Raw genomic sequence first — 23,463 nt, 5'->3', positions numbered from 1 at the left:
TGCGCCGTGCGCGACCTGACCCGGCGGGCCCGGGTGTGACCCGGCCGCCGTCCCGGCGGGCCCGGCGGCGACGCGCCGGGGCGTCGCGCCGATCCCCGCGGCGCACCCCGCCTCACCCGCCCGCGCGTCGTCGCGCTACGGGCAGGTCGTGGTCGCGAACGCCGAGCCGGTGTCGTTGGTCACCTGGCCGCGGGGCACCAGGGGGACGTTCGGCGTCGTGATCGTGTACGTGTACGTGCCGCTGGCGCCCGCCGACGAGCCCCAGTCGCGCCCGATCGCGAACAGGTGCCCGCCCGCCGGCAGGGCCGCCGAGGTCGCGGTGTCGTTGGCGTTCTGGGCCGCGCACTTGCGATCGGTCAGCATGCCGTTGAGCTGGTTGGTGGTCGTGACGGTGGTGCCGTTGAAGACGGCCTGCCGCACGACCGAGTTGCCGGTGATCGCGGTCGCGGCCACGGTCGCGGTGGTGGAGGCCAGCGAGTCGAAGGAGTACGTGTCCTGGCAGCTCACGCCAGAGGCGCAGGTCCAGCTCGACGAGAACGTCGCGATGTACCCGCAGCGGGACGCGGTCGTGCCCTCGACCACGTCGTTGCCGCTGGCCCCGACGTACGTCATCGTCCCCGTCGACGACACCGTCAGCGTGTACGTGCCGCTGGCGCCGGCCGAGGAGCCCCAGTCGCGTCCGACCGCCAGGCGGTAGGTGCCGGCGCTGACCGCCTTGAACACGACCGTGTCGCTGGTGTTCTGCGCGACGCACTTGCGGTCCGAGGCGATGCCGGTGAGCAGGTTGGCGCCGGTGTACGGGACGCCCGGGTTGAAGGCGCCGAGGCGCAACACCGACGCGCCGGTCACCGCGGTGACCGCGAAGGTGACGTTGCTGTCGGCGGAGAACGTGATGTCGTACAGGTCGGTGCAGGACACCCCGCCGGCGCAGTTCCAGCTGGCGGTGACCACGACCGCGGTCAGCGTGAAGGTCGCGGTGACCGCGGTCGCGGCGGTCATCGTGACCACGCAGGTCCCGGTGCCGCTGCAGCCGCCGCCGCTCCACCCGGCGAAGGTCGAGCCGGCGGCCGCGGTCGCGGTCAGCGTGACGGAGGTGCCGTGGTTGTACGGCTCGGTGCAGTCGGCGCCGCAGCTGATGCCGGCCGGGCTCGACGTGACCGTGCCGGTGCCGGTGCCGGCCTTGGCGACGGTCAGGGTCCGCTGGACCAGGTTGAACGTCGCCGTGACGGTGGTCGCGGCCGTGACCGTCACCGTGCAGGTGCCGGTGCCGGTGCAGCCACCGCCGGTCCAGCCCGCGAACGTCGCGTTGGCGCCCGCGGTCGCGGTCAGGGTCACGGACGAGCCGTGGTTCATCTGCTCGGTGCAGTCGGCGCCGCAGTTGATGCCGGTGCCGGTGACCGTGCCGGTGGCGGTGCCGTTCTTCGTGACCGTCAACGTGTACTGGTTGAGGGTGAAGGTCGCCGTGACCATCTGCGCGGCGTTGAGCGTGATCGTGCAGACGCCGGTGCCGGTGCAGCCGGCGCCCGACCAGCCGGTGAACGTCGAGCCGACGGCCGGCGTGGCCGTCAGCGTGACGATCGTCCCGGGCGTGTACGCCTCGGAGCAATCGACGCCGCAGTTGATGCCGGCGGGCGCCGACGTCACCGTGCCGCTGCCGTTGCCGGCCTTGGTGACGACCAGCGAGCTGTTGAGCGCGAACGAGGCGGTCAGGGTCGTGTCGGCCGTCACCGTCACGGCGCACGCGCCGGTGCCCACGCACGAGCCGGCCCAGCCGACGAAGGTCGACCCGCCGGCCGCGGTGGCCGTGAGCGAGAGCGACGTGCCGTGGTCGACGGTCATCGTGCAGGTGCCGGGACACGAGATGCCGGCCGGGGTCGACGACACCGAGCCGGTGCCGTTGCCCATCAGGTTGACGGTGACCGTGTAGCGGGCCGTGTTGAAGGTCGCGGTCACGGTCGTCGCTGCGGCGAGCGTGACGACGCACGTGGTCGCGGTGCCGGTGCAGCCGCCGCCCGAGAAGCCGGCGAACGCTGCGCCCGCGTCGGGGGCGGCGGTGAGCGTCACCATCGTGCCGATCGCGGCCGAGAGCGAGCAGGTCGTGCCGCAGTCGATGCCGGCCGGGTTCGAGGTCACCGTGCCGGTCGACGTGCCGGCCAGGGCGATCGTCAGGGTCGCGGTGCCCGGCGCGTCGATCTCTGGCGCGTCGATCGGGATGGCGGCGTCGACCGCGGCGTCGACATCGGCCATCGGAGCGTCGACACCCTGAGACACCTCACCGCACGCGGCGAGGGTCCCGACGAACAGGACTGTGAAGGCTAGACGGACCATCGACATGGAGACTCCTTATGTTGAGCACGACGGTGCCCACCCCTCGCTGCAGGATACGATGCCGGCGGCCCACAGGGAACGCTCGTGGCCACGTCCGAGCGGCACGATCGGGCAGCGGTCGTCCCGCCGAGGCGGCGTCGCGGCGCACCTGTGCCGCCGGCCACCGGCGCGGCGGTGCCGCGACCGGAGGTCCGGGTCATCGCGGCGCGCCGATGGGGCGCGAGCTGGCGAGGCGCCGTCGACCGAGTCGCGCTGAGTCGGCGGTGCGCGGAGGGCCGCGCGCGCTGCTCAGGCTGGCGCAGTGGCAGCGAGCGGCGGGCGGCCGCTCACGTGCGTGGGCTGGGCCCGTCCTGCGCCGGGGAGTTCACGGCGAATCGTCCGACGGGACCGCGTTCTCGGCGGGCTCGGTGACGGCGAACGTGCCGTCGTCCTCCTCGCGCGGCTGCGGGCCCGGGACGATGCCGGCGAGGTCGGGGTCGACGTCGGGGTCGGCGTTGGGGTCGTCCGGGCTCGAGGCGGAGCGGGCCTTGCGCTCCGACTTACGCTGTAGCCGCTGCGCGGCCCGTTGTTTCTGCTCGAGCTCGCGCTGGCGCTTGGCAAAGGTAGCTTTACGATCAGTCATGCGGCGGGGAGTGTAGGACGTCAGCGGCGGTCCGACGAGTGCAGAGGCACCCTCATCGGCACCAGATCGGCGTTGCGCCGCTGATTTTGGGCCTTTGCGCGGCCATTCGGGGGCGTGCGGGGCCGTTCGCGGCCGCGGGAGGCTCAGGGGGCGCCGCCCGCGGGGTCGCACGGGGCCGCTCGGGAGCGCCCATGCCCAGCTCGAGACCTCCCCAGGCCTCCGTGATCAACCGGGCCGGACGGTCTCGGCCGCGGGAGGCAGGGCGCGGACGCCGTCGGCGCCGATGCCCTGGATCGCCGGCAGCGCCCCGACCTCGCCGGTGATCAGCCGGGCGCCGCGCTGGAACGTCAGCCACGACCACGCCCACGACAGCATCACGAAGAAGCGGTTCTTGAAGCCGATCAGATAGAAGATGTGGATCACCCACCACAGGAGCCACGCCAGGAAGCCGTGGTGGGTGCGCTTGCCGATCATCGCCACCGCCGAGGCCCGGCCGATCGTCGCGAGCGAGCCCTTGTCCTTGTAGCGGAACGGCGCGCGCGCGCGCTGCCGGAGGTCGGCCTTGATCATCGCCGCGGCGTGGCGGCCGCCCTGGATCGCGCCCTGGCACACGCCCGGGACCGGCGTGCCGTCGCACGCGCACGCCGCCAGATCGCCGACCACGAACACCTCGCGGTGGCCCGGGATCGAGAGATCGGGCTCGACCTTGACCCGGCCGGCGCCGTCGAGCGGCACCGCCAGCGACGCGGCCAGCGGCGACGCCTTGACCCCGGCGGCCCACAGCACGGTGTGGGCCGCGATGCGCTCGCGGCCGCCGTCGGCGCGCTGGACCAGGACGCCGTCGGCGTCGACCGCGACCACGCGGGTGTCGCAGCGGACGGTCACGTGCCGGCGGCCAAGCGAGCGAGCGGCGGCGTCGCCGAGATCGGCGGGGAAGGCGCCGAGCACGCGCGGGTTGCCCTCGACCAGCAGCACCTCGACCCGGGTCGGATCGATCGTCCGGAAGTCCTTGGCGAGCGTGTGGAGGCCGATCTCCCCCAGCGCGCCGGCCAGCTCGACACCGGTCGGACCCGCGCCGACCACGACGAACCGCAGCCACGCCGCCTGGGCCACGGGGTCGCTCTCGCGCTCGGCCGCCTCGTAGGCCAGGAACACGCGCCGGCGGATCTCGAGCGCGTCCTCGATCGACTTGAGGCCGGGCGCGTGGCGCGGCCCAGTCGGCGTGGCCGAAGTACGAGTGGGTCGCGCCGGTCGCGACGATCAGGTAGTCGTAGGTGAGCTCGCCGTCGTCGAGCACCACCGCCCGCCGCGTCGGGTCGATCGTGCGCGCGTCGGCCAGGAGCACCCGGGCGTTGGCCTGCTTCGCCAGCACCGCGCGGATCGGGTACGCGATGTCGCTGGGGTTCAGCGCCGCGGTGGCGACCTGGTACAGCAGCGGCTGGAACAGGTGGTGGTTGCGGCGATCCAGCAGCGTGATCGTGACCGGCGCCTTGGCCAGCGCCCGGGCCGCCGTGAGGCCGCCGAAGCCGCCGCCCAGGATCACCACGTGCGGTTGTGTCATGTCCCTTGGATGCGTCGGATCCCTGGTCCGGCGCAAGGCGCAAATAGGCGGTCGCGTGCGCGCCGGGGCCAGCGCGGCTGTGCCACCCTCGCAGCCACTCAATCTCCGGGGAGCATCCGATGGGTTTTCTCGACAAGCTGAAGGGCATGTTCGGTGGCGCCAAGGCCAAGGCCGAGCAGGCGATGGGCGGCGGTCAGCCCGCCGCCGGCCACGGTCACGATCATGGCCACGACCACGGCCACGACCACGACCACGACCACGACCACGACCACGACCACGGCGATGGCCACGCCACCGACGCGGCCGAGCAGTTCGACCTCGCCGGGTTCGATCCCGACGACGAGGAGGTCTTCTTCAACGCCGTCCAGCAGATGGAGAGCGAGGGCATGTTCGGCGGCACCGACGAGAGCCGCGCCGAGATCATGAGCCGCTACGGCATCCGCGACCGCATGCACTGGCAGGGCGTGCGCGACTCGGTGTACTCGGTGCTCGCGCGCAAGCACGGGTCGATCGAGGAGGTGTCGCAGCGCGAGATGAACTGGCGCTCGGGTCAGATGCAGCGCCAGCAGCAGGCCAACACCGCCGGCGCCGCCGCCAAGGGCGAGCTCAACCCGGTCGAGGGGATCACCCTCGAGAAGTGGGCCGCGATGAACGCCGCGATCGTCAGCGGCGCCAGCGTCGAGGACCTGCTCAAGGCCAACGGCATCGACCAGGGCAAGTGGGAGCGGGCCTCGGCCGAGTGGAACGCCCGGATGTCCCGCGACACCACGTTCGCGATCACGACCGTCTACGGCAACGCCTTCCAGGCCGCGTCGCAGGGCAAGTTCGGCGACTTCGCGCGCGAGGCCAACGCCGCGCGCGCCGCCAACCGCGAGATGACCATGGAGCCGCCCATGACCATCGAGCAGTACTGGGAGATCCTGTACGAGCAGGACTACGGCTCGAAGCAGGGCGGCGATCCGATCGCGGTGCTCAAGGCCTCGGGCCTGACCGTGGTCGACTGGACCGATCTGTCGTCGTACATGGGCTACTACATCAACCGCACCGTCGTGCGGAACTGGCAGCAGTTCAACGACATGCACGAGCGGGTCAAGGCCAAGTTCGCGGCCAAGTACCCCGGCGTGACGAGCGACGTCGACATCAAGTTCTGAGTCGCCGGTCGCGGGCGAGCCCGCGCGACGTCGGTGCCCGCTCGCACACGGCCGGAACGGGGGGCGTCGCCCGCCCGCCTCGAGGGGCGCGGCGCGCGCACCACCGGCGACGCGCGGCGTCGGCGCCGAACCCACGCTGGAGGTCATCATGTCCGCACTCGCGCGCTGGGACGGGTTCCTGGCACAGATCAAGGGCCGCCACGAGCAGGTCCGGGCCGAGGCCGAGGCCGAGGGCCAGGCGTTCATCGCGTCGGTCGCCGGCGGCGGCGACTACCTGCCGCTGGCGCACAAGCTCGGGGCGGTCAAGCACCGGCTGTCCGAGCTCGAGCAGAAGATCATGGACGTCTGGCACGCCCAGGTCGACGACGCGATCCTCGAGGAGGGCAACCCGGTCGCGGTCCGCGACGAGGCGTGCGCCAAGGGCGTCGCGGTCGGGCACGCGCTCGCGGACGCCCGCGAGGAGTTCGAGATCGGGCTCCTGGCCGAGCTGGCGCGCGCGCGCTACGCCGCGGCCCAGGCCCAGCTGCGGCCGGTGGTGTGCGCCGGCTGTGGCGCGTCGTACGCGGCGCCGCACTCGTTCCGCATGATCGAGCAGGCGTGCGCGTGCGGCGCGACGGTCCGCTACGATCCCGACGAGCTGATGCGCTCGGCCGGGGCGATCGGCACGCACCCGATCCCGCACCAGGCCGCGGTGGTCGAGTGGCGGGCGATGGTCGCGGCCGATCGGGCGCGGCGCGCGGCGCGGTCGCCGGCGCCGCTGCACCTGATCCAGGCCGACGAGGCCGCGCAGATCGCGTACTGGTACCGCTACCTCGCGGCCCGCGCGTGGTTCGAGCCCGAGCTCGGCCGCGATCCGGCGATGGAGGTCCGCAAGCGCATGGAGCAGTGGTACCAGTACACGGCCGATCACGAGCCAGCCTGGCGCGAGGCCGGCCGGCCGCGCGCGGTCTGATTCTGACGCCGCGCCGCTACAGCTTGATCAGCCGCGGCGTGCCCAGGCGCACCTCGACCTGGGCGGCCTCGGTCAGGGTCGCGACCTCGGGGGAGATCAGGTGGGCGTCGTCGAGGTGGTGGAACGTCCCGTGCACGCGCTGCCGATCGACGTCGAGCACGAGGAAGCCGCGGCGCGAGACCTCGACGAACTTGAGGTGGCGGTTCTCCGCGAGGCGCGCGGCGATCCCGTCGGCGAACGACTCGGGCAGCCCGGGCGAGGAGATCGCCGGCGTCACCAGCTCGACCGCGAGGGCGCCGCGGCCGGTCAGCGGGTCGTAGGCGACCAGATCGGTCGGATCGCGGGTCAGGTCCATCGCCCAGGTCGAGTGGATGTCGCCGGTGAGGACGACCACGTCGCGGACGCCCTCGCGCTCGATCAGGTCGAAGAACCGGTCCCGCGCCGCCGGGTAGCCATCCCACGCGTCCAGGTTCAGGAACTGCGGCAGCTGCCCCATCATCACCTGCTGGCCGACCAGCCGCCAGGTCGCCGTCGACGCCGGCAGCTCGGTCGCGAGCCACGCCTCCTGGGCGGCGCCGAGGAGCGTGCGGGTCGGATCCTCGAGCGGCGGCCCGCCGACGTCGCTCTGGGGATCGCGCCCGAGCAGGCGCGTGTCGAGCATGAACAGGTCGACGAGGTCGCCGAACGCGACCTTCCGGTAGATGTGGCCGTCGGCGGTGTCGCGGATCGGCATCCACTCGCGGTAGGCCTGCAGCGCCGCGGCGCGCCGATCCGCGAACGGGCCCTCGGTCTCGGGCTGGTGGTTGTTGGCGCCGTCGCTCCAGCTGTTGTCGGCGACCTCGTGGTCGTCCCACACGGCGATGAACGCGTGCGCCGCGTGGACCAGCTGCAGATCGGGATCGCGGCGGTACTGCGCGTACCGTGCCCGGTAGTCCGCGAGGCTCACGAGCTCGTGGCTGGGCTCGTAGGGCCGGACCTCGCCGTACTCGTTGGTGCCGTACTCGTAGATGTAGTCGCCGAGGTGGACGACCGCGTCGAGCGCCTGCGCGGCGAGCGCGCGGTAGGCGTGGAAGTAGCCGTGGGCCAGGCTCGCGCACGACGCGACCCCGAGCCGGAGCCGGTCGAGGGCGCCCGCGCTCGGCGTCCGGGCCCAGCCGACCGGCGAGGTCTCGTCGAACGCGGTGAAGCGGTAGGCGTACCGCGCGCCGGGGGTCAGGTCGCCGACGTCGACCTTGACGGTGAAGTCGCGGCGGTCGTCCGTCGTCGCCGTGCCGGTCGCGGCGATCGTCGCGAAGTCGTCGAGCGACAGCTCCCAGACCACCTCGACGGGCGTGCCGGCCGGCGCGGTCGACACCCGGGTCCAGATGATCAGCGACGACGGCGTCGGGTCGCCGCTGGCGACGCCGTGGACGAACACCACCGCCGGGTCGTCGCCGCCGTCGGTGCAACCCGACGCCAGCGGCAGCATCGCGGCGACCGGGACGAGCGCGCTGCCCTGGAGGAACCACCGACGAGAGAACGTCATCGCGGCACCCTACGCGCCGACGCGCACGATCTCGTCGCAGGTTCGTCACCGTCCTGGCTCAGACCGTGGGCGGGACGGTGACGCGCCGTGATCGCCCGCGCGGTTGGGGCGGCCACGCTCGCCGGCCGCCGGCGGGGGCGGCGGTGGGCTTGCGCCGGGGCCGTCCGCCGTCCGACGGCGCGCCGGCGGGGCCGGCGGGCGGGGCGGGGCTTGCGGGGCTTGCGCCGGGGCGCGGGCCGTGCCAATCTTGGTTGGTCACCCAACCAATATAAGATGGCCCGCCGCTCCAACACCGCCGCCCGCCGCGCGCAGATCGTCGACGCGCTGGTCGAGGTCATGGCCACGCAGGGGTACGCCGGCGCCTCGATCGCCGACGTCGGCCGCGCGGCCGGGCTCGCGCCCGGGCTCATCCACTACCACTTCGCCGACAAGGTCGAGATCCTGGTCGAGGCGGTGCGCGCCATCGCCGCCGCGCACACCCAGGCCCTCGACGCCGCCGTGGCCGGCGCCGGCGCCCCGGCGGCGCAGCTGGTGGCGTTCATCGACGTCCACCTCGGCCTCGGCGCCCACGCCGCGCCCGCGGCGCTGGCGTGCTGGGTCACGGCGATGGCCGAGGCGCTGCGCGAGCCCCGGGTGCGGGCCGAGGTCGAGCGCACGCTGGCGGCGCTGGTGGCGCGGGCCACCGCGATCATCGCGGCCGGCCGGCGCGCCAAGGTGTTCACCTGCACCGACGCCGACGCGGCCGCCGCCGCGCTGGTCGCGACGATCCAGGGCTACTTCACCGTCGCGGTGACCGCGCGCGGCCTGATCCCCGCCGGCAGCGCCGCGCCGTCGACGCTGCGCATGGCCGCCGGCCTCGTCGGCGCCAAGGCGCCGCTCGCGCGGAGGCGGCGATGACCCGCGGCACGGTCCACCCCGATGCGGGTCGTGGCGTCGTGACCGCGCGCTTCCTGCCGCCGGGGCCGCTGGTCGGCGTGCTCATCCCGCGGGCGATCGACGCCGCGCGCTGCGCGGGGCTTCGGGCCGAGCTCGAGCGACGCGGCTTCGCGGCCACGGGCGAGCGCTACCCGGCCGACTACCGCGACAACGACCGGCTGGTGTTCGACGACGACGCCCTGGCCGCCGCGCTGTTCGCCGAGCTGGGCGCGCACGTGCCGGCCGAGCTGGTCGTCGACGGTGAGCGCTGGACGCTGGTCGGGTTCAACCCGCGCTTCCGCGCGTGCCGCTACCGCGACGGCCAGGCGTTCTGCGTCCACCGCGACGGCGCCCACGTGCCCAGCGACGAGCTGCGCTCGCACCTGACCGTGCAGCTCTACCTCGACGACGCGCCCGATCGGGTCGGCGGCCACACGCGGTTCTACGCCGACGCCCGCGGCGAGACGCGGTGGGCGTCGATCGCGCCGAGCCTGGGCGCCGCGATCGTGTTCGATCACCGGCTGTGGCACGACGGCGAGGCGGTCACGGCCGGGATCAAGCACGTGCTGCGCACCGACGCGATGTACCGCCGGGCCGCGGCCGCGGCGCCGAGCCCGGATCGCCGCGACGTCGTGGGGCGGCACCGCGGCTACGCGTGGACCGCGATCGCGTGCGCCGATGGCGCGATCGCCAGCGCGGGCCGCGACGGCACCGTGCGGCGCTGGGGCCCGGGCGCCGCCACGATCGCGCTGGGCGCCGGCTCGGTCACGACCCTGGTCGAGGATGCCGAGCGCCGGCTGTGGGCCGGCACCCGCTCGGGGGCGATCATCGTCGTCGAGCCGACCGGCGCGCACCGCGCGGTCGCGTCGGGGCTCGGGGCGATCCTGGCGCTCGCCGCGCACGGCCATCACGTCGTGGCCGCGACCGCGCGCGGCACGCTGGCCGCCTTCACCATCGACGGCGCGCCGGCGTGGACCGCGCCGGCGCACACCGGCTGGGCGTGGCGCGTCGCGGCGCACCCGCGCGGCTTCGTCTCGGTCGGCCACGACGGCCGGGTCGTCGTCACGGATCCGCACGGGCGGGGCGACGCCGTCGTCGAGCTGGACGCGCCGCTGCGGGCGGTCGCGGCCCTGGCGACCGGCGGGCTCGTGGTCGGCGACACCCGCGGGTGGTGGACCCAGCTCGCGCCCGACGGTCGGGTCGTCGCGGCGACGCGCGCGCACGGCGCCGCGATCACCGCGGTCGCGGTCGCGCGCGACGGCACCTGGGTGACCAGCTCGGAGGACGGCGCCGTCAAGCGGTGGCGGGGCCCGTGCGAGCTCGCGGCGGCGAGCACCCCCGACTTCGTCACCAGCGTCGCGCTGACCGCCACCGACGACGTCGTGTGCGCGGGCTACGACGGCGTGGTCTGGCGCGCGCGGCTGGCGGCCCCGGTCCCGCTCACGCCTTGAGCAGCGTGCCGCCCGCGAGCATGCGGGCGACCAGCGCGTCGGCCAGGCCGGTGGTGCCGGCGGCGCCGCCGACCGCGACGTCGGGGACGAGCTTGACGCCGGCGTTCGCGAGCACGGTCGCGATCTCGACCGCGGCGAAGGTCTCGCCCAGCGCGGTGCGCCCGCCGGTGAACGCGTCGGCTCGGGCCGCGCCGATCGCCCGCTGCGACGCGGCCTCGGCCTGACCGCGGGCGGCGCGCGCCGAGGCCCGGGCCTGGCCGTCCAGCTCGGTGGCGGCGGCCTCGGCCGCGGCCTGCAGCCGGCGCGCGGTCGCGGCGGCCTCGGCCCGGGCGATCTCCGCCGACGCCGCGCCGCGCGCCGCCTCGACCGCGGCCGCGGCGTGGGTCTGCGCGATCCGGACCAGCTGCTCGGACCTCACCACCTCGGCCTGCATGCTCGCGACCGCGCTCTCGCGCGCCAGGGCCTGCCGCTTCATCTCGGCGTCGCGCTGCGCGTCGTAGGTCACCTGCAGCTCGTCGGCGATCTTGCGATCGGTCTGGGTCTTCATCAGCTCCGCCGGCGCCTGGATGTCGCCGATCAGCGCGTCGATGCACTCGACGTCGTACTCGCCGAGCGCCGCGCTGATGTGGGTGTACGCCTCGCGCTGCCGGTCGGTGCGCGCCGACAGGAACTCGAGCACGCTGACCTGCTGGGCCGAGTTGCGGAAGTAGTTGCCGACCACCGGCTGTAGCACGTGGTCGACCAGGTTCTGCATCGAGCCGACCCGCGAGATCACGCGCGGCGCGTCGTGCATGCCGATGTGGATGATCGCCGACACGTCGAGCGGGAACGAGAACCCGTCCTTGCTGCGCACGGTGATCGGGGCCAGCCGGTCGTCGTAGTGGTGGGCCTCGGTGCGGCCGGCCCAGTTGAGGACGATGTTGGTGGTCGGCACCCGCTCGACCTTCATGACCTGGGGGTTGAGCGGGTGCTTGCCCGGCAGGAGCGGGTCGACCCACACGCCCTTGCGGCCGCGCTCGACCAGGTCGCCGTGGGTGAAGTCGGTGCCGGTGACGTCGAGGTGCTCCTCGCCGACGTACGACACGACCACGCCGACGTAGCCGATCGGGATCTCGGTGAGATCGTGCAGCTGGATCCGCGCGAACCACGGGTTCACGTTCCACGCGCCCGACAGCAGCACCTCCTCCTGCAGGCCGCGGCGGCCGCCGGCGTCGATGAACGCCTGGGCCCGCTGGTAGCCGTCGTGGCCGGGCACCGGCGGCCCGGCCAGGTCGCCGGTGGTGATCGGGCGGCCGTCGAGGACGGTGACCACGCCGACGGCGTCGGACGGCACGGTGAGCACGTGCAGGTCGCGCGCGGCCAGGCCGTCGTGGCCGGCCTTGTCGGCGGTGATGACCTTGAACGCCGCCGGGTTGATCCGGTACGTGCCCGCCGTGAGCACGGCGAGCTGACGGCCGCGCTCGCCGGCGCCATCGAGGAACGCGCGCGCGTCCTGGAAGCGGTCGCACGGGACCTCGCGGCCGAGCACGCGCTCCGACGGGATCGGCCGCCCGTCGTTGGCCACGACGCACGCGATCTGCCCGGGCGGCACGATCACCAGCGGGATGCGCTCGACCTTGTACTGCCAGCGCCAGAGCCGGACGTGCCAGCCCGGCGGCAGCAGATCGGCCTGGTAGCCGGCCTCGCCGCGCGTCGCGATCAGCCGGCCGGGCGGGAGGCGCCGGCCGAGGCGCTTGATGACCAGACCGGCCTCGTGCTCGTCGATCACGTGCAGGCCGAGCAGCGCGAGCCCGACGACGATCGCGGCGGCGAGCGCGCACAGGATCACGGGTTGATGGAACAGGACGCTGAGCATGACGAACTCCTGGAAGGGGAGGGACTCCCCGGCCTCCCAGACAGCACGCGCCGTGCCGGCGGCCGGCCCGGGCAAGTGCGCGGAGGCGGGCCTCGACGCCTGTGCGAAACAGCAACCAAATATTGTTAATAGAAATACAATGACGAGATGACCATCACCGTCCGCTGGCTGGGCCGCCCGGCACCAGCGCCGGCGCTGACGCGCGGCCTGCGCGCCGCCGGCGCGGCGCTGACGTCCGCGCCCGACGCCGCGATCACGGTCGTGGCGACGTCGGCGCCGCGCACGCCGCTGGCCCCGTCCGCCGCGCCGTGGCTGTGGGCGTGCGCCGGGCCGGTGCCGCCGGCGCTGGTGATCGCCGCGGTCAAGGCCGGCGCGTACGACGTGATCGAGCTCGGCGATCTGGCGGCGGCCGCGCGGCTGGTGGCGCGGGTGACCGAGCTGGCGCAGCCGAGCCCGCGGCTCGCGGTCGACGGCGTCATCGCCGCGTCGGCCGCGATGCAGGCGGCGCTGGGCGAGGTGGCGCGGGCGGCCGCGACCTCGATGCCGGTCCTGCTCACCGGCGAGACCGGCACCGGCAAGGACGTCATGGCCCGCCTGCTCCACGCCGCGTCGGCGCGGGCCAAGGCGCGCCTGGTCGCGATCAACTGCGCGGCGGTGCCCAACGAGCTGATCGAGTCCGAGCTGTTCGGGCACGTCCGCGGCGCGTTCTCGGGCGCGGTCGGCGACTACGACGGTCAGCTCGCGGCCGCGGCCGGCGGCACGGTCTTCCTCGACGAGATCGACGACACGCCGCTGACGCTGCAGGCCAAGCTGCTGCGCGTCCTCGAGGATCGCGTGATCAGCCGCCTCGGCGAGAACGTCTGGCGCGCGGTCGACTTCCGCATCATCGCCGCCACCAACCGCGATCCGGCGATGCTGCTCGAGCGCGGCGTCCTCGCCGACGACCTGTACCAGCGCCTGGCGATCATCCAGATCCACCTGCCGCCGCTGCGCGCCCGCGCCGCCGATCTGCCGGGCCTGGTCGATCACCTCATCGCGCGGTACTACGCCGAGGAGCCCGGCCCGCACCGCCACGCGGTGACCCAGGTCGGCGCCGCGACCCTGGCGGCGCTGGCGGCCTACCGCTGGCCCGGCAACGTGCGCGAGCTGCGCAACGTCGTCTACCAGGCGCTGGTCGGCAAGCGCGGCGGCGACGAGCTGCTCGTGGCCGACCTGCCCGCACGGATCGTCCGCGCCGACGAGCGCGGGTCGGCGGCGCTGACCGATCGCGCGGCGCTCGAGCGCGAGCTGGCCGCCGGGGCGTTCGATCTGCGCGCGGCGATCGACGCGCTCGAGCGGACCGCGCTCGAGCTGGCGCTGGCCCGCTCGGGCGGGCGCGCGGCCGAGGCGGCGCGGCTGCTCGGGACGGTCGGTCGGGGTCGGGCGCGCGATCCTGGCGCGACGGTGCGGGCGATGATGCGGCGGCTGGCGCGGGCGCCTACGCCATCGCCAGCTCGGCCTGGGCGAGGTCGGCGATCGCCGACAGCTCGGTGAGCCGCTCGACGCAGCGCCGCAGGTGGGTGCGGATCTTGTGGTTCTTCGAGTACACGGTCTTCAGGCTGATCTGCATCTGGGCGGCGACCTCCTCGGCCTCCATCCCGCGCGCGTAGAACAGATCGAGGAACTGGCGGTCCTTCTCGCTGAACTCGTCGAGGATCGAGTTCAGGTGGGCCCACCGCTCCTTGTCGAGCAGCATGTCGAGCGGGGTGCGGTCGTACGGCGCGTGCGGGTCGTACGACGCGTCGAGCCGGTCACCCGCCGGGCGGCGGAACGAGCCGCGCAGGAAGTCGTAGGCGGTGTTGACCGCGATGATGCCGATCCACGAGCCGAGCTTGGTGCCGCGGCTCGGGTCGTACATGTGGAGCTTGTGCATGTCGTCGCGGAGCAGCCCGATCAGCACCTCGGCGAAGATCTCGTCCGTGTCAGCGTTCGACGCGAACGGGGCGCACTTGTTGGTGACCTTGGTGATGCACCGGAAGATCAGCCCGCGGTAGCGGCGGACCAGCTCGTTCCAGCCCCGCTCCTCGCGTCGCAACACCGACGCGAGCAGCTCGCGGTCCGTCCAGTCAGAGGCGTTCGGGCTCTGGCGAATGGCGAGGATGGGCATCGTGCGAGGTCTTATGAGCAAGCACCGGGCCATATTCAAGTATCTGAAATCTCTGGGTCAAATCCGGACCCGGAGGCTCCCGCCACCATCGGTAGGTCTATTTCACCAGCGCGGGGGAAGGTTTTGCCAAGGAGTACCGTAATAGGGTGTCGAGAGTAGGGCGTGGTGTGCGCACACGGACGCACCTGGCGGCGGACGGCGGCAGGAAGGGCACGACGCGGCGCGTTGCGGTCCCTTCTCCGGAGCGGTCCCTTCGTTGGACCGTTGCCGCGGGTCGGTGCCGTCGGAGCGCGGGCGGATGACCCACCCGCACGTACGTGGCGCCTGCTCGCGAGGATGCTTCGGACTGGCAGCGGTGCGGCACGGCGTCGCCTCCGATCTCCGCCGCGTCCCGCGGTGCACGTCGATCCGCCCATCCCGCGGCGCGCGCCGATCTCCGTCGCGTCCCGCGGCGCGCGCCGATCTCCGCCGCGTCCCGCGGCGCGCGTGGATCCGCCCATCCCGCGGCGCGCGCCGATCTCCGTCGCGTCCCGCGGCGCGCGCCGATCTCCGCCGCGTCCCGCGGTGCACGTCGATCCGCCCATCCCGCGGCGCGCGTCGATCCCGCGGCGCGCGTGGATCTCCGCCGCGACCCGCGGCGCGCGTCGATCTCTGCCGCGTCTGTCGGTGGGCGCCGATCCGACCGACCCGCGGCGCGCGCCCGCGCGGCGCGGCCGTGGGCGGTGCGGAGCGCGTGCGCCGCGCGAAACGAGCCGTGCCGGCGGTGCCTGCGATCCAGCGACGCGACCGCGACGGGCTCGCGACTGTCGCACCCGCGTGCGCGGGACGTCGTCGGTGCGCGAACCCGTGCAATTGGCGGCGCGCGGCGCTGGCACGTGCATCGCAATGGTCGGTCACATGCCGACCTCTCCCAAGCTCGCCGTGCTCGTCCTCGCGCTCGCCCCCATCGCTGGCTGTGCCACGACCAAGGCGCGCTCCACCCCTGCGCCGCGCGTCGCCGAGGCGGCGCTCGTCGCCGACGACGGCGTCGCGCCGACGTTCCCGACGCGGCTGACCCGGCCGTCGACGCCGCGCGCGGCCGATCGCCTCGCGCACCGGGTCGCGGCCGAGCTCGGCGGCCGCGCCCGCGCCGACCTGCGCGTGTGCGTCGGCGGCGACGGCGCCGTCACCGACGCCGCGGTCGTCCGCACCAGCGGCATCGCCGCGCTCGATCGCGCGCTGCTCGCCGACGCCCGCACCTGGCGCTACCAGGCCCGCGCCGCCCGCACGGCCCCGGCCTGCCAGCGGGTCGGGATCGACTACAAGCTGCCGTGAGCCGCGCGCGTCGTCGTCAGCTCCCGAAGATGCTCGCGAGCAGGCGCTGGACCAGGCCGGCCGCGGGCAGGTCGTCGCCGACGTGCTGGCGCGCGGTCATGAGCGCGGTCAGCTCGTCGAGGATCCCCGGGCGCTCGCGCACGATCGGCTCGAGGTGACGGGCCGCGATCTCGATCACCGTCGCGGTCTCGAGCGCGCGCACCGTGGCCGTGCGCGGCTGCCCGGTCAGGAACGCGACCTCGCCGACGACCGCGCCGGGCTCGAGCTCCGCGACGACCTGCTCGCCGGCGCCGGTGCGGGCGATCACCTCGAGCGCGCCGTCGTGGAGGACGAACAGCGACGAGCCGGGGTTGCCCTGGACGATGATGCGCTCGGTCGGCCCCAGCGTGATCGTGCGCGCCTGCCGGGCCAGCTGCTCGACCTCGGCGGCGGTGAACAGGCGGAAGATCGGGATGCCCTCGATGCGCGCGCGGACCTCGTCGACCGCGAGCCGGCGCGGCTCCTCGTCGGTCTCGCGCAGCTCGAGCGACGCGTGGTAGCCGTCGCGCCGCTGCAGCTGCGCCAGGCGGGCCCGGTGGCCGGCCAGGTGCGACTCGAGCAGGCTGACCGCGCGCGGCACGCACTCGTCGCCGGTGAACTCCATCAGCCCGCGCTCAGCGGCCCAGGCCGCGACCTGGTTCATCGACGCGCGGTACTGCGCGCACGCCGACGGGAACAGCCCGTCCTGATCGCCGAACGCCGCGGCCAGCGCGGTCGGGATCGACAGCCCGAACGCGCTGCCCTGGCGGTGCCACAGGACGAAGCGGCGGACGCCGTCGCCGAGCGCCTGCAGCTCGGGGAACGCCTCCTGGTTCATGGTCAGGACCGCGCGCTCGGCGTCGCGGAAGACCCGCTGCCAGGTCTCCTGGGCGTTGACGCGGTTGTCGCCGGCCAGCTCGATCGCGTGCTTCAGGTCGTCGTGGTGGGCGTGCAGGAACCCGAGCGTGGCGGCCTTCTTGCGCAGGAGGTTGTGGACGCCGACCGGCAGGTCGACGCCGGGCGTGCGCCAGCGCGCGATCGCGCGCAGGTCCCAGACCTTGGTCCAGGCGGCGGGGTCGATCCGCCGGCGCAGCTCGGCGAACGCGGGCGCCCGCTCGAACAGGGTCCGCTCCTCGGGCGTGAGCAGATCGAGCGTGGACCGCACCGCGGCCGCGATGCCCAGGCAGGTCAAGAGCTCCAGGTACAGCCCCACGCGCAGCAGCCACGCGGGGTCGGTCAGCATCCGGCGCTCGCGCGCGACGTCGCCGCGGATCGCCCGCAGGTACAGGTTGGCCTTGGCGACGCCGATGCACAGCACCGGGAACCATGGGTGGAACGCGACGTCGACCTCGGCCGCGCTGGTGCCGGCGGCGGCGAGCTGCGCGCGCAGGTCGTGGGGCAACAGCCGCTCGGCGATCCGCGCGTACAGCGCGCCGAAACCGCGCTCATCGAAGATCTCGAACTCGAACCCGTCGCTGGCGACGGTGGCGCCGTCGACCTCGAGCGCGAGCTCGATCCGGAACCGCTCGAAGTACAGCGATCCGAACCCGAACGGCGCGGTCGGGCTGCCGGCGGGGTCGGCCAGCGGCCCGAACACAAGGTCGACGTCGAGCTGGAGCGCGGCGGCGCCGGCGACCTCGGGGCCGGCCTCGGCCTCGGCCCCAGCCGGGTCGCCGGTCGGCGCGCCCAGCCGGGCCATCGGCACCGCGCGGCGGTCCCAGCCCGGCACCGTGCGCAGCGCGCGGCCGGCGCGGTCGAGCAGGTGCACGGTCGCGGTCAGCGCGCCGCCGTCGGGCACGGCCGCCACCGACCGACGGCCCGGGTCAGGTGGTACAGGAGCGTCACGTGATCGCGGCTGCTGCCGTGGAGCAGCCCGATCGCTTCGCTCGAGCCCAGCCCTGGCGCCAGGATCTCGTCGCTGGGCCGCCGGCCGGGCACGAACGGCACGAAGGCGACGCGGTGCTCGAGCAGGCCGCGCGCGTCGTCGAGCAGCCCCAGCTGCTGCCGGACGATCGCGCCCCGCTGGTCCGGCGTGACGTCGTCGACCTCGGTCCGCAGCAGGTGTTGCAGCGCGCGCGTGAACTGGTGGCGATCCATGGAGATCGCCCACGCTATCACCGCGGGCGGCGCCGGACGGTGCTCACGGATAGATGTACGGGTCGGTGTTCTCGCCGCCGGTCGGCGCCTGCCGGCGGCGTCGGGCCAGCGCCGGACGCGTCGAAGTAGGCCGGCGGGATATTGCCGAACACCCACTGCGGTGGCTGCGTCGGCTGGCGGCGATCATCGTCGGCCATCGCCTGGCCGGGGTGGAGCTCGAGCGCCTCGAGCGCGAGCGTCGGCGGCTGCCCGCTGGCAGCTCAAGGATCGTTGGTGTGCCCTGTCACAGGTGAGCGCCACTACGGGTGGCTTGCCGCGTCGCAGGGAGGGCCCAGCCGCCCTGCCCCACTCAGTCGCGGTGGTACGGCTCGCCGCGGACGATGCTGAAGCCGCGGTAGAGCTGCTCGAGCACGAGCACCCGCACCAGCCGGTGGGCGATGGTCAGGCGGCCGAACGCTAGCAGCCGGGTGGCGCGGGCCCGGACCGCGTCGCCGAGGCCGTCGGCGCCGCCGATCGCGAACACCAGCGGCGCGCCGCCGCCGTGGCTCTGCTCGCGCGCCAGCACGCCGGTGGCGAACTCGCGCGACGACAGCGCGTCGCCGCGCTCGTCGAACGCGTACAGGTGGGCCGCGGCCGGCACCGCGGCCAGCAGCTCGTCGACGGTCTTGTGCTCGGTCACCGCCAGCGTGCAGTACGTCCGCAGGCGCTTGCGGTACTCGTCCTCGGCCGCCCGCAGGTAGTCCTCCTTCAGGCGGCCGACCGTCGCGACCGTGATCTTCACGCCGCGATCACGCGTAGTCGTCGGCGGCGACCCGGGCGTCCTCGGGCACGTCGAGCGGGATCCGCGGCGCGTCGATCCACAGGCCCTCGAGGTCGTAGTGCTCGCGGGCTGGGTGGTGGAACACGTGGACGATCACGTCGCCGAAGTCGAGCAGCGCCCATTGGCCCGAGCGCTTGCCCTCGGTCGACAGCGGCCGGATGCCGGCCTCCTTCATCCCGATGATGATGCCCTCGCTGATCGCGTCGACCTGACGGTCCGAGCGACCGCTGAGCACGAGCTGGAAGCTGGCGTAGGTGCACAGCCCGCGCACGTCGAGCAGCACCGGCTCGAGCGCCTTCTTGTCGAGCGCGAAGCTGAGCGCCTTGAGCGCGTCGTCGAGGCCGGCGTCGTCGGTGCGCGGCGTCGTCGGCGGCGCGTCGTCACCCTTGGCCCGCTCGGGCCGCGGGTCGGTGGCCACGCGCGTGGTCGGGGTCTTGTCGGGGCTGTCGCTCATGTCGGATCGTGCATCGGTGGGGGTCTCCTCGCTGGGCCGCGTCACCGGATCTGACCGGTGCCGCGGACGATGAACTTGCTGGTCGTGAGGCCCTCGGCGCCCATCGGGCCGTAGGCGTGCAGGCGCGTGGTCGAGATGCCGATCTCCGCGCCGAGCCCGAGCTCGCCGCCGTCGGCGAACCGGGTCGAGGCGTTGTGCATGACGGTCGAGCTGCCGACCTCGGCCAGGAACCGCGCCGCGGCCGCGTCGTCGCGGGTGACGATGGTCTCGGTGTGGTCCGAGCCGTGGCGCTCGATGTGGGCGATCGCCGCGTCGAGATCGTCGACGACCGCCATCGCGACCTTGAGCTCGAGGTACTCGGCGTCCCAGTCCTCGGCGGTCGCGGCCCGCACGCCGGCGCCGCCCAGGCGCACGACCTCGGCGTCGCCGCGGATCTCGACGCCCTTGCTGCCCAGGTGCGCGCACAGCCGCGGCACCAGCGTCGGCGCCACCGCGCGATCGATCAGGATCGTCTCGAGCGCGTTGCACACGCCCGGCCGCGACACCTTGCCGTTGTCCGCGATCGCGACGGCCATGTCGAGGTCGGCGTCGGCGTGGACGTACAGGTGGCAGACGCCCTTGTAGTGCTTGATCACCGGCACCCGGGCGTGCTCGGCGACGAACCGGATCAGGCCCTCGCCGCCGCGCGGGATGACCAGATCGACCAGCCCCTCGAGGCCGACCAGCGCGCGGATCGCGTCGCGATCGGTCGACGGCACGACCGTCACCGCCGCCGCGGGCAGCCCGGCCGCCGCCAGCCCGGCCGCGACCGCCGCGCCCAGGGCCTGGTTCGAGTGGAACGCCTCGGACCCGCCCCGCAGGATGCAGGCGTTGCCGGCCTTGAGGCACAGCGCCGCGGCGTCGACGGTGACGTTGGGGCGGGCCTCGTAGACGATCGCGATCACCCCCAGCGGGATGCGCATGCGCGCGATCCGCAGGCCGTTGGGGCGGACCTCCTCGCGCTCGAGCCGACCGATCAGCTCGGGCTGCCCGGCGATCTCGTCGACGGCGCGGGCGATGGCCTCGAGGCGGCCCGGATCGAGGCGCAGGCGGTCGATCATCGCGGGCGCCAGGCCGCGGGCGGCGGCGCCGTCGAGGTCGGCCCGGTTGGCGGCCAGGATCGCGTCGGCCTGGGCGCGCACCGCGCCGGCGATCGCCACCAGCGCGGCCTGGCGCTGGGCGGCCGGCGCCTTGGCGACCGCGCGGCTGGCGGCGCGGGCCGCGGTGGCGAGGGCGTGCAGGTCGAGGTCGGTCACGTAGTCACGCGCGCGGCGCCGGACGAGGGCTCTGGGGGCGCGCACAGGAGCGCACGCAGGGCGTCGGGCCCGACCCAGGAGACATCACAGGAGCACCAGATCATCACGGTGGATCGCTTCGTCGAGCGTCCTGTATCCGAGGGTCGCCTCGATGTCGGTCGAATGCAAGCCCCGGATTCGAGCCAGGTCGGCGGCGGGGTAGGCGGCCAGCCCCCGGGCGACCTCGCGGCCGTCGGAGGTCACGACGCTGACGGTGTCGCCGGCGCCGAAGTCGCCCTCGAGCGCGACCACGCCGGCCGGCAGCAGGCTCTTGCCCAGCTCGCACAGCGCCCGCCGGGCGCCGTCGTCGATCACGACCCGGCCCGTGGGCTTGGCGCCGTAGGCGATCCAGTGCTTGCGGCGGCTGACCGGGGCGCCGGGCACGAACAGCGTGCCGACGTCGGCGCCGTCGAGGACATCGAGCAGCACCCGGGGCAGGCGCCCGGGCGCGATCACGCACGGCACGCCCAGCCGGGTCACCATCCGCGCCGACTTGACCTTCGACGCCATGCCGCCCGAGCCGACGCCGTCGCCCGCGCTGGCGCCCGCCACCGGCGCGGCCTCGCGCTCGGCGTCGCGGACGATCGGCATGCGCACGCCGCGCTCGTCCCAGACCCCGTCGACGTCGGTCAGGATGATCAGCGCGTCGGCCGAGGCCAGGCTCATGACCAGCGCCGACAGCTCGTCGTTGTCGCCGAACTTGATCTCCTCGACCGCGACCGTGTCGTTCTCGTTGATGATCGGCACGACCCCGCGGTCGAGCAGCGCGCGGATGGTGTTGCGGGCCGACAGGAACCGGCCGCGATCGTCGACGTCGTCGTGGGTCAAGAGCACCTGGCCGATCAGGCGATCGTGGGGCGCGAACGCGTGCTCCCAGTGCTGCATCAGCCGGCTCTGGCCGACCGCGGCCGCCGCCTGCAGGCCGGGCAGATCGGCCGGGCGGGTCGCCAGCCGCAGCGCCTTGACGCCCAGGGCGATCGCGCCCGACGACACCAGGATCACCTCGACGCCGCGGGCCAGGAGCGCGGCGACCTGATCGGCGACCGTGGCCGGGCGCCCGGCCGGGCTCTCGGCCAGGAGCCGGCTGCCGATCTTCACGACCACGCGGCGGACCTCGCGCAGGGCCGCGCGCTCGCGCGCGGCGACCGCGACCGGCGCGGTCAACTGCGGCCCCGCCACGCCGCCTCGAACCGGTCGATCGCGGCCTCGAGGAACGGGTTGACGTCGGCGGTGAGCTGCAGCTCGATCGCGGCGACCGCCTTCGAGAACCAGCCGTCGCGATCGGCCAGCTCGCGATCGACGAGGGCGTCGATCTCGTCGACGGCCTCGGCCGCGGCCACGTCGTCGGCGCCGCGGGTCAGGAGCTTGCGCAGGCGGCCGCCCGAGGCCAGATCGGCCAGCGCCAGCGGCGCCTTGGCGGCGGTGCGGGCCGCGGCCAGCGCGCCCTTGCGGAACGGCTCGAACGACAGCCCGCCGGGCGTGGTCGCCAGCGCGGCGCCGATCGCGTCGGCCACCTCGAGCGCGCGCGGCCCGTCGAGGCCGAGCCCGGTGTGGACCCGCGCGCAGTAGTGATCGAACAGGGTCAGGCTGGCGAACGTGCGCGACGCCGCCTGGGCCCGGCGCATCGCGGTGACCGCCAACATGACCCGCCGGACGCTCTGGGTCGCCATGCGCACCGCCAGCGCGCTCGACGTGAGATCGACCCACGACGCCGGCTTGGCCCGGCCGTGGACGAGGTTCTTGACCGCGATCGGATCGAGGTCGATCTGGTAGGCGACGGCGATGCGCTTGTAGGCGCCGCCGAGGATGGCCTCGCGCAGCCAGTCGTCGAGGAACGGCACCGGCACCAGGCTGGCGGCGGTGGTCGCCAGCGCGCGCGCGACCGCGAGCCGGCGGTGGCGCTGGAGGTACTCGCGGCGCAGGGTCAGCGACGAGGTCATGGCGCGCCCTTGGTCGGCGCGGTGGGCTCGGCCGGCGCGGGCGTCGGCTCGACCGCCGGCTCCTCGACCGCGGCCTTGCCCTGGGGCGGGGCGATGCCCTTGAGCAGCGCGTTGCGATCGTCGACCTCGCGCGCGCGGGTCGGGGTGGCGACGACCTGGTCGGGCGCGGGCGGCGCCACCGTCGGCGCGGCGATGGTCGCGACCGCGTGGGTCACGGTCACCGCCATCGTCAGGGCCTTGCCGGCGCGCTGGAACTGGACCTCGGCGGTGAGCGAGCCGGTCAGCGCGACGCCGAGCTCGTCGTCGAGGATCACCTCGCCGCCGAGCGCGGTGACGACGACGGTGTCGCGCCACGCCCGCTGGACCACGGGCTGGGGCGGCACCGCGCGCGGCGCCGGCGCCAGCTTGAGCTCGACGCGGCGACCGCTGCGGCCGGCGGCCTGGGCCGCGCCCTTGTCGCTGACCTCGAGGCCGCGCGCGCACAGGTCGAGGTAGTCCCCCAGGACCTCGGCGATCTGATCGCGGATGGCCGCCGGCTCGTCGTCGGTCTCGGGGCCGCGCTCGTGCCAGAGCGCGTAGCGCGGTCGCAGGTACAGCCGCCCGCCGACCCAGATGACCTCGCGGCCGTAGTCGGCGGTGTTGTCGGCGGTGGCGTGGTACGGGCCGGCCGCGGCCGACTCGATCACGACGTGCTCGCCGAGCTGCTCGAGCTCGGTGGCGCCGTCCTTGACGATGACCGTGCTGTCGATCGTGAGGCGGTGGTCGCCGAGCGCCGCCGCGGCGACCCGCCACGGCTGCGCCAGCGCGCGGGCCAGCTCGCCGCCGTCGCGCGCGGCCGCGTCGACGTCGATCGGGCGCGGCGCGGTCGTGGTCGCGGTCACCAGGCCCGGCGGCTCGCGATCACCCCCGCGGCCGCCCCCACAGGCGGTCGCCACGACGGCGGCGAGCATCCAGGCCCGGGCGGACTTCATCGCCAGTAG

General features: G+C 74.4%; 19 protein-coding genes and 1 pseudogene. 6 read left to right on the top strand and 14 right to left on the bottom strand.

What is annotated here, in order from left to right; all coding sequences use genetic code 11:
* Positions 1-135: 135 nt before the first annotated feature.
* From IPL61_37830 to IPL61_37820, 3 genes and pseudogenes are all read right to left on the bottom strand, one after another.
* The gene (locus IPL61_37830) at positions 136-2,247 is read right to left on the bottom strand and encodes a hypothetical protein (protein ID MBK9036953.1); all 2,112 of its coding nucleotides are present in this window, start codon (positions 2,245-2,247) and stop codon (positions 136-138) included.
* 445 nt (positions 2,248-2,692) lie between these two features.
* Complete coding sequence (locus IPL61_37825) at positions 2,693-2,950, bottom strand: hypothetical protein (protein ID MBK9036952.1); 258 nt, start codon at positions 2,948-2,950, stop codon at positions 2,693-2,695.
* Between the two features lie 225 nt (positions 2,951-3,175).
* A pseudogene (locus IPL61_37820) lies at positions 3,176-4,490 on the bottom strand (NAD(P)/FAD-dependent oxidoreductase).
* 140 nt (positions 4,491-4,630) lie between these two features.
* Between IPL61_37820 and IPL61_37815 the strand changes: the two are divergent.
* Both IPL61_37815 and IPL61_37810 read left to right on the top strand, forming a co-directional pair.
* On the top strand, positions 4,631-5,662 hold the full coding sequence (locus IPL61_37815) for a hypothetical protein (protein MBK9036951.1): 1,032 nt from the start codon (positions 4,631-4,633) through the stop codon (positions 5,660-5,662).
* Between the two features lie 148 nt (positions 5,663-5,810).
* Positions 5,811-6,614 (top strand): hypothetical protein, encoded by an 804-nt coding sequence (locus IPL61_37810; GenBank protein ID MBK9036950.1) that lies wholly within the window; start codon positions 5,811-5,813, stop codon positions 6,612-6,614.
* A gap of 16 nt (positions 6,615-6,630) precedes the next feature.
* Here IPL61_37810 and IPL61_37805 read toward each other — a convergent pair whose 3' ends face one another.
* Positions 6,631-8,139, bottom strand: a complete 1,509-nt coding sequence (locus tag IPL61_37805) for an alkaline phosphatase D family protein (protein MBK9036949.1) — start codon at positions 8,137-8,139, stop codon at positions 6,631-6,633.
* A gap of 273 nt (positions 8,140-8,412) precedes the next feature.
* Here IPL61_37805 and IPL61_37800 point away from each other — a divergent pair, with 273 nt between their 5' ends.
* Positions 8,413-9,036, top strand: a complete 624-nt coding sequence (locus tag IPL61_37800; protein ID MBK9036948.1) for a TetR family transcriptional regulator — start codon at positions 8,413-8,415, stop codon at positions 9,034-9,036.
* A gap of 38 nt (positions 9,037-9,074) precedes the next feature.
* The gene (locus IPL61_37795) at positions 9,075-10,505 is read left to right on the top strand and encodes a 2OG-Fe(II) oxygenase (GenBank protein MBK9036947.1); all 1,431 of its coding nucleotides are present in this window, start codon (positions 9,075-9,077) and stop codon (positions 10,503-10,505) included.
* Here IPL61_37795 and IPL61_37790 read toward each other — a convergent pair.
* Positions 10,495-12,360 (bottom strand): flotillin family protein, encoded by a 1,866-nt coding sequence (locus IPL61_37790; protein ID MBK9036946.1) that lies wholly within the window; start codon positions 12,358-12,360, stop codon positions 10,495-10,497. The two genes, IPL61_37795 and IPL61_37790, sit on opposite strands and share 11 nt — an antisense overlap.
* Before the next feature lie 147 nt (positions 12,361-12,507).
* Here IPL61_37790 and IPL61_37785 point away from each other — a divergent pair, with 147 nt between their 5' ends.
* A complete protein-coding gene (locus IPL61_37785) occupies positions 12,508-13,893 on the top strand; it encodes a sigma-54-dependent Fis family transcriptional regulator (protein ID MBK9036945.1) in 1,386 nt (461 codons plus the stop codon).
* Here IPL61_37785 and IPL61_37780 read toward each other — a convergent pair.
* Positions 13,838-14,506, bottom strand: a complete 669-nt coding sequence (locus IPL61_37780; protein MBK9036944.1) for a sigma-70 family RNA polymerase sigma factor — start codon at positions 14,504-14,506, stop codon at positions 13,838-13,840. The two genes, IPL61_37785 and IPL61_37780, sit on opposite strands and share 56 nt — an antisense overlap.
* A gap of 897 nt (positions 14,507-15,403) precedes the next feature.
* On the opposite strand from IPL61_37780, the gene IPL61_37775 reads away from it, so the two are divergent.
* On the top strand, positions 15,404-15,820 hold the full coding sequence (locus IPL61_37775; protein MBK9036943.1) for a TonB family protein: 417 nt from the start codon (positions 15,404-15,406) through the stop codon (positions 15,818-15,820).
* A 16-nt stretch (positions 15,821-15,836) separates the two neighbouring features.
* On the opposite strand, the gene IPL61_37770 is transcribed toward IPL61_37775, so the two are convergent.
* The 8 genes from IPL61_37770 to IPL61_37735 form a co-directional block, all read right to left on the bottom strand.
* Positions 15,837-17,645 (bottom strand): cyclic nucleotide-binding domain-containing protein, encoded by a 1,809-nt coding sequence (locus IPL61_37770; protein MBK9036942.1) that lies wholly within the window; start codon positions 17,643-17,645, stop codon positions 15,837-15,839.
* Complete coding sequence (locus IPL61_37765) at positions 17,615-17,935, bottom strand: hypothetical protein (protein ID MBK9036941.1); 321 nt, start codon at positions 17,933-17,935, stop codon at positions 17,615-17,617. Before IPL61_37765 ends, IPL61_37770 begins: the two co-directional genes overlap by 31 nt.
* Before the next feature lie 349 nt (positions 17,936-18,284).
* Positions 18,285-18,716, bottom strand: coding sequence for a 23S rRNA (pseudouridine(1915)-N(3))-methyltransferase RlmH (locus tag IPL61_37760; GenBank protein ID MBK9036940.1), 432 nt, complete (start codon positions 18,714-18,716; stop codon positions 18,285-18,287).
* A 7-nt stretch (positions 18,717-18,723) separates the two neighbouring features.
* Positions 18,724-19,209, bottom strand: a complete 486-nt coding sequence (rsfS, locus tag IPL61_37755; protein ID MBK9036939.1) for a ribosome silencing factor — start codon at positions 19,207-19,209, stop codon at positions 18,724-18,726.
* 41 nt (positions 19,210-19,250) lie between these two features.
* Positions 19,251-20,504, bottom strand: a complete 1,254-nt coding sequence (locus IPL61_37750) for a glutamate-5-semialdehyde dehydrogenase (GenBank protein ID MBK9036938.1) — start codon at positions 20,502-20,504, stop codon at positions 19,251-19,253.
* An 84-nt stretch (positions 20,505-20,588) separates the two neighbouring features.
* The gene (proB, locus tag IPL61_37745) at positions 20,589-21,707 is read right to left on the bottom strand and encodes a glutamate 5-kinase (protein MBK9036937.1); all 1,119 of its coding nucleotides are present in this window, start codon (positions 21,705-21,707) and stop codon (positions 20,589-20,591) included.
* Entirely contained in the window at positions 21,704-22,483 is a 780-nt protein-coding gene (locus IPL61_37740; protein ID MBK9036936.1) for a hypothetical protein, read from the bottom strand. Before IPL61_37740 ends, proB begins: the two co-directional genes overlap by 4 nt.
* Positions 22,480-23,454: a hypothetical protein gene (locus IPL61_37735; GenBank protein ID MBK9036935.1), complete on the bottom strand. Its 975-nt coding sequence runs from the start codon at positions 23,452-23,454 to the stop codon at positions 22,480-22,482. The genes IPL61_37740 and IPL61_37735 overlap by 4 nt, the downstream gene beginning before the upstream one ends.
* Positions 23,455-23,463: the final 9 nt, after the last annotated feature.

The sequence above is a fragment of the Myxococcales bacterium genome (genome assembly GCA_016717005.1).
GTDB lineage: Bacteria > Myxococcota_A > Polyangia > Haliangiales > Haliangiaceae > UBA2376.
Note: the sequence above shows the minus strand (reverse complement) of the source record. Positions and strands in the feature narration are given on the sequence as shown.